This window comes from Phycisphaerales bacterium AB-hyl4 (assembly GCA_041821185.1).
Lineage (GTDB): Bacteria > Planctomycetota > Phycisphaerae > Phycisphaerales > Phycisphaeraceae > Natronomicrosphaera > Natronomicrosphaera hydrolytica.
Window position 1 is genome coordinate 343,398 of the sequence record JBGUBD010000004.1, and the last position, 11,781, is coordinate 355,178.

At 59.2% G+C, this 11,781-nt stretch carries 8 protein-coding genes; 1 reads left to right on the forward strand and 7 read right to left on the reverse strand.

Annotated elements, in window-relative coordinates:
* Positions 1 to 54: 54 nt before the first annotated feature.
* From ACERK3_08085 to ACERK3_08105, 5 genes are all read right to left on the reverse strand, one after another.
* Positions 55 to 891, reverse strand: a complete 837-nt coding sequence (locus ACERK3_08085) for a LamG domain-containing protein (GenBank protein MFA9478253.1) — start codon at positions 889 to 891, stop codon at positions 55 to 57.
* Positions 892 to 1,011: 120 nt separating this feature from the next.
* A complete protein-coding gene (locus tag ACERK3_08090; GenBank protein MFA9478254.1) occupies positions 1,012 to 4,101 on the reverse strand; it encodes a glycoside hydrolase domain-containing protein in 3,090 nt (1,029 codons plus the stop codon).
* 44 nt (positions 4,102 to 4,145) lie between these two features.
* Positions 4,146 to 4,982: a hypothetical protein gene (locus tag ACERK3_08095; GenBank protein MFA9478255.1), complete on the reverse strand. Its 837-nt coding sequence runs from the start codon at positions 4,980 to 4,982 to the stop codon at positions 4,146 to 4,148.
* A gap of 111 nt (positions 4,983 to 5,093) precedes the next feature.
* Positions 5,094 to 5,987: a prepilin-type N-terminal cleavage/methylation domain-containing protein gene (locus ACERK3_08100; protein MFA9478256.1), complete on the reverse strand. Its 894-nt coding sequence runs from the start codon at positions 5,985 to 5,987 to the stop codon at positions 5,094 to 5,096.
* A gap of 13 nt (positions 5,988 to 6,000) precedes the next feature.
* Entirely contained in the window at positions 6,001 to 7,086 is a 1,086-nt protein-coding gene (locus ACERK3_08105) for a LacI family DNA-binding transcriptional regulator (GenBank protein ID MFA9478257.1), read from the reverse strand.
* A 246-nt stretch (positions 7,087 to 7,332) separates the two neighbouring features.
* On the opposite strand from ACERK3_08105, the gene ACERK3_08110 reads away from it, so the two are divergent.
* Complete coding sequence (locus tag ACERK3_08110) at positions 7,333 to 8,655, forward strand: fibronectin type III domain-containing protein (GenBank protein ID MFA9478258.1); 1,323 nt, start codon at positions 7,333 to 7,335, stop codon at positions 8,653 to 8,655.
* Between the two features lie 241 nt (positions 8,656 to 8,896).
* Here the strand turns inward: ACERK3_08110 and ACERK3_08115 are convergent, their stop codons facing one another.
* Together ACERK3_08115 and ACERK3_08120 are read right to left on the reverse strand one after the other, a co-directional pair.
* Positions 8,897 to 9,952 carry an NAD-dependent epimerase/dehydratase family protein gene (locus ACERK3_08115; GenBank protein MFA9478259.1) on the reverse strand — a complete coding sequence of 352 codons (1,056 nt, stop codon included), beginning with the start codon at positions 9,950 to 9,952 and terminating at the stop codon, positions 8,897 to 8,899.
* A 325-nt stretch (positions 9,953 to 10,277) separates the two neighbouring features.
* On the reverse strand, positions 10,278 to 11,567 hold the full coding sequence (locus ACERK3_08120; protein MFA9478260.1) for a phosphotransferase: 1,290 nt from the start codon (positions 11,565 to 11,567) through the stop codon (positions 10,278 to 10,280).
* Positions 11,568 to 11,781 lie beyond the last annotated feature (214 nt).

Genomic DNA, 11,781 nt, shown 5'->3' on the forward strand with positions numbered 1-11,781 from the left:
TCGCGCCGCCATGTTCTTCACGAACCCGACGGAAGACGTCTTAGCACGTACGCTTTATGCACGCCGCCGACGCCCGAGCATCGCCAGACCGCCGAGGCCGAGCAACGCCAGACTCGCGGGCTCGGGGATCAGCGCTGCGGCATGTAACTCATTAACGTCTTCCTGCGTGAATACACGATTGAAGAACGCAACCTCGTCTAATGAGCCGAGGAACGAGTTGTCGATTGTGCCGTCGACTACTCCTTGAGCACCGAGAGTAGGATTCGTACCCGTGCCCTGTCCGAAATGACTGGCTAGAGTAGTAGCCACTGGTAGGAAATCGATCCAGACTGCCACGTCTTCCCTGGCATTGCTTCCACGGGAAACAACCAGATGATGCCATTCGCCATCCAGTACCGTATCAATCGGTACCCACGCTCCATTACTGCCGCCCGTGGTAACGTGAAGTCTCTGCCCATTCGCGACATTAATCGTAAACCGATTCGAGGGGCTCGCTTGGGTGGTATAAATGCGCTGGTTATGCGTATCATCTGTCAGGCGAAACCACCCAGTGAAAGTAATCTGCGGTATATCAAGAGCGGCCGTATCGAGGGTGATCGCGCCGGCACCATTTAAGTTAATCGCCGAGTTGTTGTCACCGAACGAGTTCCATCCGTCGTCCGCCGTGGGACCCATCGTGGACAGCGGCGATCCATGGTATGTCCCATCATGGCTTCCAGACGCATCCGTCGCCGTAGAAGTCTGGCTGGGATCTTCGCCCAGACGGTAATAGGCAATCAAATCCTCGTTGCTCAGCACGGTGCTGACGTAGTCCGCCTGGGCAACATTGGCACCCATACCGGCCCCTGCCACCACGGCAGCGCAGCCAAGCGACTTCAACATAGTGTTCATCTTTACGCGATCCATTTTACGATCCTCCAAAAGAGTAAAAAACAGGTGACAAAACACGGTTAAACAAATGACAAATCTTCGTTTGGCCGGCTGACAGTCAGGAACTGCTTGTTGTAATCATTAAAGCGTTTCAAGAAGCGCAAGCACGGCACGCCGCCACTGTTCCATTTCCGCGGGGTCGTTGCTTCCGAGTAATGTTTCCGCTTGCGACTTCAACTCGTCGATCCGCCCAGCATCCGCGCCCGAGGCCTCGCCCTTCGCCTGCTCCATCAGATAAAGCAGGACGTAATCTTCAATGCCCGCCCGGAAGGCGAACAGGCGCTTTGAAGGCACAGGGCCGTGCTCGCCGCGATAGACCAGCGCTTCGTCGAAGCGTCCACTGCCGTCGGCACGGGGGGTGTCCCACTGTGCCCACGAGTCGCCGCCCCATGAGTTGTAGGCCCAGAGCACGATGCCTTCGCCGCCGAGCAGGTAGTCCTGAATCCCGCGATGGCGGTAGTAGGTCATCATCGACTGCATATCCATCTGCCGGGAGCAGAGGTAGGGCCAGTACTCGCCCTGTTCCTTGTAGAACGCAAGCTCTTCAGGTGCGGTCTCACGCATCGTGATTCGGCGACGCTCGGGAACCCACAGGTCGATGTGGGGTTGAAGCGCCTCAAGGTCTTCCATCGTGCTCCAGGGTGCGATGCTGACCCATGTGCGGGCCTGCGGAAAATGCTCCTTCAGCAGAGCCGTTTGGGGGACCAAGAGCGGCAGGTCGTGCGTACGCGGCTCGTCTTCGATCTGAATCCAGAAATCGTCATACGTGATGCCTTCGCTTTCCAGCGCGCTCATCCAGTTGCCGAACCATTCAATAAAGTAGGCTTGCCACTGCTCGTCCATCGGCTCGCCCTCGAAGCCGGCCTCTTTAATGTCACGTGTAAATTTTGTAAAGAGGTGGTAGCTGTAAGTGAACTTGACGTTCAACCCCTGGTCCCAAAAATTGGACAGGTTACTCAGATAATCACTCGGATCATCCGAAAACGTCGGGCCGGGTTGAATCGCTTCTAAGGGGTACGTGGCACGGAAATTATTGATGTGTGACTCATATGCCAGTTCAACGTATTGAACTCGATCGCCCCATACGTTGCCCGTGTACGGCCCCCATGTGAATACCTGCAACGGCAACGGGTCGGGGATCTCAACGTCATAAATGTGCAGATCAATCGGAATGTTGATCGGCTGCTGATCCCGGATGGTGATCGGCAGCAGCGACAGCTCGCCACGATACCGGCCGGCAGCCCCAGCGCCAGCAGCGTCGAGCCAGAGCATTGCGGTTTCACCGGGCGCGACGCTCAGCAAGCCACCGTTGCCGATGTCTTCCAGCGGGTCAAAGCCGAGGGTTTCATAGCTGCTTAGCCGAGGAATCCCGCGATAGAGCGTCGCCACGTCATAGAACGGTACCGACTGGCCACCGCTGGCCTTCAGTTCGCGCGACGGGTTGACCTTGAAGACCAGCGTCTCCGGCTCATGATTTCGCACGAGCAGCACGGCGGCGTCGGTGCCGCGGCGCGGCATGTGAAGCTCAAGCGTGCCCGGCTCGGCATCGTCCAAAGGACGCGTGGTCAGGCCAAGCCCGTCTTCCCATGCCGACGCTTGCCAGATCTCGAAACCCTCACCGGCCGCGCCGCGCACACCGCCCGCGGGCCGATCGACCAGACGTGCCGCCAGCTCACGCGGTGAAACACGGCTGATGTGGCCGACGCTTTCGGCCGAGGGAATGCCATGAATGGGCGCCATCCATGAACTGATTTCGCCCACCGCCTGCTCCTGGCGAGCGAGGTTGGCAAAAAACGTGTCAGGCACCGCACCGTCTTCAAACACCTCTGACAAAGGCACAGCAATCACGGCACGCCAGGCGTCGGAGTCGATCCGCACGTGCGTAATCAGGTCAGCATCCCAACGATTATTCCTGTCGCGAGCATCATAGATCGCGCCCCCAGCGGTCAGAATCACGTGATAGAGCGATCCACCTTCGTGAGGGACCACCACCAGTTCGACAGCATCATCGGTCCAGGCCTTATCGTCACGGATCGTGATGTCGGTGGTGAGGCCGGCCGGGTTCGGCTCCTCGCAATGAAAGGCGGCGACAAGATAATCGCCGATGATGCCCAGGCGGGCTTCCGTGGCCTTCTCAGGCGTTTCGCCGGTGTCGTGAACGCTCAGCGCAACGGTCTCGAAAGCTTCCCAGATCCGCGAATCCTCGAACATGTCCGCTTCGGCGATGTCTTCAAACGCAACGTCCTCGAAGGCTTCGACGAACATCAGCGGCCTGCTCGGTTCGCCTGCGGCAAGGCCTCGGACCCCGGCGGCCGAGCCAGCGCCCGCACCGGCGTCACCGCTTGCGCTGACGCCGAGGTACGCGATCAGGTTCTCCCAGAAGTCGGAACGGGCCACCCGCGTCAGGTCGCGCGCCTGGCTGAGGATCAGCTTCCCCTCGCCAGCGATGCCCTCCTGCAGGAGCATGACCGGATATTCGTTGTCCTCGCGAACGAGAATGGGCAACGCCTTATCTGCAGGAAAGTTCTGCCAGTAGAAGATATTGCTTCGCACGCCGGCCCATGTGCCTTGCGCGAGCGAATTCGGCTCGGAAAGAATGGGCAGGTCCATCAGGTCGGGGTTGGCATAGGCGGTAAAGGTACCGATGCCGCCGGATGTGCTGGCGCGGTGGCCGGCCCGGGGGAGAAAGACATCCTGTTGCTCAAAATAGCTCCGCATCCTGTCCGGGAACCGGTTCATCACGCCGCCGCTGACCGGGCCGAGGAAAAGCGTGCCGCCGCGTTGGAACAGGTCCTCGATCGCGACGCGGATTTCGTCGGTTTCGTAAAGGCTCGCGAAGACTTCGGACGACGTACGAGCACCGGTCAGGACAAGAAACGACGCATCGATGCTCTGGCCCACCGAGATGGCCGTCGATCGATCCATGTTCTCAAGCTGTTCCGTGGTGTAGGTATCCACGCGGAGGCCCATCCGCTCGAAGTCGACGCGCGTGTCGTCCGTGGGCGAGAGAATGGTCACCTGCCCGGCGAACGCGGCCTGCGAAAAGAGCAGAAGCGCGAGAAGGATCATGGTCGGCTTGAACACGATCGACTTAAGGAAGCCGGGCTTGCCGATGCGGAAGGCTTGCGAACGGGTCGAATGATTCTCGAAGGATACGCTTTCTTGAGTCATGGATGCTCTTTCCTAACAGAATGAAGGATGTTGAGTGGGCTCAATCACTCGGATGATTCGTCGCCGCCAAGGAATGCGATCAGGTTGTCCCAGAAATGGGATTGCTGCGACCGCGTCAGGTCGCGGGCCTGGCTGATGATCAGCTTGCCTTCACCGAGAATGCCCTGCTGCAGCAGCATGACGGGGTAGCCGTCCTCAGGTCCGAGGAGAATGGGCAAGGCTGTGTCGGGGAAGTCACGGAAGTAGAACGCGTTGCGCCCGACGCCGCGCCAAGTGCCCTCGGCGAGGGAGTTGGGCTGGGACAGCAGCGGCAGGTCCATCAGTTCGGGATTGGCGTGGGCGAAGAACGTACCGATGGTGCCCGAGGTGGATGGCCGGTTCCCGGCCCGGGGGATGAACACATCCTTATCTTCAAAGTAGCTCCGCATCGCGTCGGGCAGATTGTTGTAGCCGCCGCCGCTGAGCTGGCCGAGGTAGAACATGCCGCCGCGACGGAAGAGTCCGTCCAAGGCGTCGCGGGTTTCATCGTTTTCAAAGAGGTTGGCAAACGCTTCGGTCGGCATCATGGCGCCGGTGAGCACGAGCACTGAAGCCTCGATGCTCTGCTTGACCGACGTGGCGGTTTCCTGATCCATCTCCTCAAGCTGCTCGGAAGAAAACGTCGTGACGCTCATGCCGAGGTGTTCGAAGTCCACATTCGTGTTGTCCACCGGCGCGAGAATGGTGACCTGCCCCGCGAACGCGGCCTGCGTAAAGAGCAGAAGCGCAAGAAGGAGCATGGTCGGCTTGAGCAACATCGACTTGAGGAAGCCGGGCTTGCCGATGCGGAAGGCTTGCGGGAGACTCGAATGATTCTCGATGGATGTAATTTCCCTAATCATGAATCAGCTTTCTATAAAAAGAACAAATAACCTTGCTGCCTGAGAGAACGTTTTCGTTGCGGTGACAATAAAATCCGGCGACAGAGCGGAACGCATCAATCAAGGCGCACATCAGTTGACGCTTCGCCCGCGCCCCGAGCGACTCCATACATTCCGATCGGTCGCGGAGGTACCCAGCACCTCATAGATGGCGTTATGAAAATCAGGATCTGGCGACCTCACGGAGCTACCGTGCCCGTCCACCCAGACGATATTGGCCGCACCGCGATGGCGTGCATGGGGTCGACCGGGATCGGTCGTATTCGCCGAGGCCGCGACGAGGCTGAAGCCTCTGCGTGGGCCGTCGTCCGGCTCTATCGCCTGGGGGCCAGAAGCGGCAATGGCGTCGACAGTGAGCAGCTTGTTGCTGGGATCAACAATCTCGGTCTGCGTGGAGCTGATATACCATTTCCGGTTATCGCTACTAGCGAACAGATGATGCGAACCACCGATCTCACGGTAGTTATAGCCAAAGGAAATATGTTGCGCCCTCCAGCCGGGAATGCCTCGATTGTTGGACGAGTCCACATCCCTGTTGGGAGCGGCGTCACAGGCAAAAACTTCCCATCCGGGCACGCTCCGATTGGCAATTTCGTTATTGCTCGCCAAGATTCCGACGGGCATGTATCCCTTGTATCCCAGCAGGGCTGCCCAGGCATATCCTCCGTTGTAACCACTCGGTGGGCTATCGGTGAACTTAATTGTCGTGCCTTCATAGGGGTAGGCTGTATGCACCCTCGCTGGTGGCAGGTGGTCGTCGTAGTCGTTGGCGTAGATGAACATCGCCAGGCCAACCTGCCTTTGAGCGCTGAGGCATACCATGGATCGCGCCGTGTCGCGGGCCGCGCTCAAGGCGGGCAGCAGGATGGCGACCAGCAAAGCGATGATCGATATGACAACGAGAAGCTCAATGAGCGTAAAAGCGTTTGGACCGTGACGCCGGGGAAACCGGGGTATACATATCATGTGGTTTTCCTTACTAAAGCGTGGTTTGACGTGCCGCTTGTGATGCGAAGTTCACTGGCGCAGGCGCGGTGGAATCGCGGACGACCAGTTCGAGGTTGACCTTCTCTTTTCGTGGTTGGCTGTTGTTTTCAATGCGGTCCAGAACGGTTTCCACGGCTTTGCGCCCGAGATCCAGATGGGTTTGAGAGACCGTCGTAAGGCTGGGCTTATAGAAGGCGGACACTTCCAGATTGTCGAAGCCGACGACCGAAACATCTTCCGGCACGCGCAGGCCATGGTCGTCGAGGGCTTTCAGCACACCGATCGCGACCTGGTCGCCGACCGCCTGAATGGCCGTGGGGAAGGGGTCTGCCTGCTGGAGACGATCGCGGACGACCTGGTACGCCTCGCCCATTGACTGGGCGGCTGGGCCGATGAACTCCGTCTGGACGCTGTCGCCCACCTGCCCGATCGCACGCTGAATGCCTTCACGCTGAGGAGCATTGCTCGCGTTCGGATCTGAGCGGATGCCGACGAAACCAATGTGCCGATGCTGAAGCGCCAACAGGTGCTCGAGGGCCTCGCATATACCGGAAGCCACGTCGACGAACAGTTCTGAAGTATCCGGAGCGGCGGGCCGTTGCCTGTGCGTAATTTTCAGAACCGGAATCTTCCGGTCGAAAAACGGCTTGAACACCCCATGGTCGGTTTGATCCCGCATCTTGCGAACAGCGCCGTCGATAATCAGGGCGTCGACCCCCAAGCCGAGGAAATGCCGACTGAGGTTGGCTTCCTGATCGGCTCGCCACTCGGAACTGGCGAAGGAGATTTCGTAGCCATGCTGGTAAGCAATCCGCTGGGCGGAGGCGACGCGTTCGATGTAGATCGGATTACTGAGCGTGGGCAGCAGCATGCCAATAATTCGGCTTTTCTGCCTTCGCAGCGCTGCGGCCTGGCGGTTTGGGACGTAACCAGCTTCGAGGGCGGCCTCGACCACGCGTTTGCGGGTGCGCACATTGACTCGCGGGTTGTCATTCAGCGCCTCAGACACCGTACCCACCGAGAGCGAGAGCGACTTGGCGAGGCCGGCGATACTGAGGTTTTTCGTGGAACTGCTCATATCACGCGAAGTTATGGGTGCGGCATTCATTGTTGCCCTTGAGGGCGTGATCTGGTAAAATTTCGAATCGATTCGAATCTAGTCGTATTCTGGCCCCTGCGCGGTGATTTGTCAAGACCTTTGTTGAACAGTTTCAGGGCATTGCTTACGGCTTAAAATGGAAAGCAGACGGAAACACGCCGTTCCGACTGCACTACACGCTAAACAGTCGTCTCGCTCGACCGTGGGTCAATAAATGGAGATTCAATGATGAAAATGCATGAAACCGTGAAATATCTTGCGATGTTGATGTTGCTCACCGGCATGGTCTTGCTCGGCAGCCCTTCCGTCCTGGCGGACGCGCCTCGCGGGAGCAATGGAGCCGACGAAGGAGTTCAACGGCCGACAGCGCTGTATCTGACCTGGCAGCAGGATCCGACCACCACGATGACCATCCAGTGGCACACCGAGGGTCCGGACGAGGAAGTGATTCTTGAATATGGCCCGGTCGATGGCGACACCCTCGATCAGGTTGAAGGCGACAGTCATCCCATGGTCTACTCCGATCGGCACATCCACACGGTCGAGTTGACCGGGCTGGAGCCGGACTCGGAGTACCGGTTCCGCCTCTATCGGGAAGAGCGTGGCCAGAGCAGCCGGTTCTATTCGTTCCGCACCATGCCCGCCACCGCCGACGAACGCCCCATCATTTTTGCCGCCGGCGGCGACACGCGCCAGCGACAGTCGTGGATGGAACAGACCAACCGTGAGGCCATGAAATTCGACCTCGACTTCATCGTATGGGGCGGCGATTACGCCTACGCGGACGGCCGCGAAGACCGGGTCCACCTTTGGTACGAGTGGTTCGACGCTTACAAGAACACGCTGGTCACCGACGAAGGCCGAGTCGTGCCGGTTCTGCTCGCCATCGGCAACCACGAAGTGGTCGGCGGCTACTACTGGAACCGCGACGATGTCGACCGAGACAACTACACACCTACCGATGAGTATCGCGAAAAACTCGCCCCCTACTTCTTCAACCTCTTCGCCTACCCCGGCCAGCCCGGCTACGGCACGATGGACTTCGGCGACTATATGAGCATCATCCTGCTCGACAGCGATCACGTGAACCTCGTCGCGGGCAAGCAGACGGAGTGGCTGAAAGAGCAACTCGAACAACGCACTCATGTGCCCCACGTCTTCCCCGTCTACCACTTCGCCGCCTACCCTTCCGCTCGCCCCACCCACTTCGGGGTTGCTCGGCTCATCCGCGAGCACTGGCATCCCGTATTCGATCAGCACGACAACATCCGCGTCGCTTTCGAACACCACGACCACACCTACAAACGCACCGTACCCATTCGCCACGGCAAAGAAGACGAAGACGGCATCGTCTACATCGGCGACGGCGCGTGGGGCGTCAGGCTTCGCGAAATCCACGATGTGGATGAAACCTGGTACCTCGAACGGGCCGAGGCGATCCGGCACTTTATCCTCGTCACCATCGAGGGGGAATCGCAGGAATACCAGATGTACGACGCAGACGGCAACCTCATCGACCAGTACGTGCCGCGTCCCCTCGCTCGCTAGCGTCCTGAGGCTGAAGCGTTTCTCGAAAACTGCGCGGCCCGCCGGGCACGATGAACGATCCGTTTTCGTGCCCGGCAGGCCGTATGTCAAGTAATCATTCAGCGCCGACGGCGACGATACGAATCCGAGACGATCACCATCAGAATCGCTGTATTCCCAAACATCAGAGAAGCTTCTTCCAATCAAGAAGCAGAGAAAGTGAAAGGGACCACATCCTCGCCAAATAGCGTATGGATACGCCTTACACCGAGTGCGTCGTATGCGGCGCACCGCATGTCATCTTCTCGATGATCTGCGACAACGTGTGAGTGAGTTGCCAGCCGGGGAAGTGCGCTTTGAATTTGCGTAAGTCGGTGTAGTAGCAGATGTGGTCGCCAATGCGGTGCTCATCGCTGTAGGTGAGTTTCGGTCGCCTGCCGGTCGCTTCGGCGACGAGGTCGATACATTCAAGAAGGCTGGCGGCATTTTCCTTGCCACCGCCGAGGTTGTAGACCTCGCCGGGCCGCGGGGCCTGCGCGAAGTGCCAGAACGCGTTGATCACATCGTAGCTGTGGATCTGGTCGCGAACCTGCTTCCCTTTGTAGCCGAACACGGTGTATTCGCCCTCAGCGACGGCGGTCGCGACGAGGTAGCTGAGGAAGCCGTGTAGTTCGACACCGCTATGGTGCGGGCCGGTGAGGCAGCCGCCACGGAACACGCCGGTGTTCATGCCGAAGTAACGGCCGTACTCCTGGGTGAGGACGTCGGCGGCGACTTTGGAGGCGCCGAAAATGGAATGCAGGCATTGATCGATCGGGAACGCTTCGTCGATACCGTGCGTGTAGGCGGGGTCATCGAAATCCCACCGTGTTTCCTGTTCCTTGATCGCGATGCGGTTCGGGCCATCGCCATAGACTTTGTTCGTGCTCATGAAGATGAATACCGCCTCGGGCATGTGGCGACGGCATGCCTCAAGGAGGTTCAGTGTTCCGACGGCGTTGACGTCGAAGTCATCGAACGGACGTTTCGCGGCCAGGTCGTGGCTGGGTTGGGCGGCCGCGTGAATGACGATGTCAAAGCGGTGGCTCTTGAAGACCTGATCGACGGCTGTGCGGTCGCGAATGTCCAGTGTCAGGTGGCGAAATCGGCGGCATTGCGCTTCCAGTCGCTGGCGGTTCCACTGTGTATCGCCTTTCGGGCCGAAGAAATCGGCGCGCATGTTGTTGTCGACGCCGGTCACGGAAAAGCCCATCGCGTCGAAAAATGAAACGGCTTCCGAACCGATCAGACCGCTGCTGCCTGTGACTAAAACTTGCATATTAAAGCTGCACTTTCCCAAATTCCCCAAGCCATACAGGCCGGTTGATGTCTTTCAGTAGCGACCTCGCATGCTGCGCAGGTCAAAGCTGCCCGGTGCCCATTGGCGACATTCCGCTGGGCGGCTGACGGAAATTCGTATCTATCCGACCTCTGTGGCAATTGGAGTCTGGTATCGCTGTACCGCGCCGGATGCTCCGCCGTTCGCTTCCACGGTTGGACGCGTATCGGGAAGAGTAATACGTATTGGGCGGTATGCAAAAAAATATACGCCGAACGGCATATTCTTGGGTGATGGGCCTAGATCACGTTGCGTTAGCGCGAGATCATTGCAACTCGCGCGCGATTCTACGGACGCCTGTGAGCAAATCACCGGCGGTGGTGTATCGGGCGGCGGCAGGGTCGGCGGGTTTGAGCACAGCGGCGGCGAACGCTTCGAGTTTGCGGGCGGCGGGACTGTTGGGCTCGTAAGTGATCTGCGCCCGCAACTCGGGCATTGCGTGCGGCCGACGCATTTGCAGCGTTAGAAAGAACAGGTCCACACCGGGATCGACCTTGCCATAGGCGTCACGGATGACCTCGCTGGTGACCTGCCCACGTTCGAGCATCTGGCCGAGCATCCGTTGGATCTGGCTGGTGTGCATGATCATGTCGAACAGGCCCTGAAGCATCTGACTGCGGCCGAGCGGTTCGCCCATTCGCACGGCGGAGCCGAAGTCGACGAAGCCGACCCCGTCGTCGGTGATGACGATGTTGTCGGGACGCAGGTCCAAATGCATCACTCGCGTTTTTTCGTGGAGCACGGCGAGGAGTTCCGAGGCCTGTAATGCGAAGTCCAGTTGGCTGATCCCACGTCCGTTGAGGCGCAGCCAGTTCATGCTCATCCTTCGAACAAAGCCCTTCTCGTCTTTGCTCATCTCCAGCAGTCGGGGCACGCGGGAGCGGAACTCCGGCGGCAGGTCGCGTTGAAGGATCTTGAGCATCGCCGTTTCGCGCGTAAGGAACGTCGGGAAGACGTGGTCCACGAGTTTGTGCGTCCGTCGGGCGAGATCGTCGCGTGAAACCCGGGGGTATTTCTGTGTCAGCCGCCAGAAAACCTCGTCGTGGGTGGGCACTTTCTTTTCGATGAAATAGCCGCCGGCGCTGTCCGGCACGAGTTGCACGTGATAGGTAAACCGGTCGCTGACTTCGCCCGGCTGAATGAGGTGGATTTTCCGCGCGGCAAAGAACCAGCCACGATCGGTCAGGCCCGGCAGGTGCAGACCAAATGGCCCGGTCGCCCATGGTGTTGGTGGCTGCTCAAGGTGGAAGCCGGTCGTCGGACCGAATCGTCGGGCCAGGTGCTGCGCCTGCTGGACGTTGGCGGCGACGCACAGCAACAGACCGCCGAAGCGCACGCGTGCGAAAACTTCGTTCGGCCGCACCATATCCCTGGCCGTTGCATAGAGCAGGTCCGCCAGTTCCCGGCGGTGCTCGCCGACTCGCCCCCGACGAAAGGGCAGTTCCGATCGATAACGGCGATGCAGCAACGACTGCAACACCCGTTCCTGAGAGCGGTCGGGTGACGGGATGGCCTTGCCAGTCGAGGTTGAGGTCAGACTGTGATACGCAGTCATGCACTTGGCCTATACGCCGCCAACCACGCACGGGTGGCGGTGGATGGATTTCGTCGGTCCATGATATTTCGGCTATTGTAACCTTTGTGATGAATATGAAAGTTGTTCATTTTCCAGCCAACGCGCTTTACCATATGCCGCGTCAGGTCGATACCAACGGGGGGAGCCGATTTGCCATTGCTCCGGCAAGTGGCCGATCGTTGCGAGACCTTGG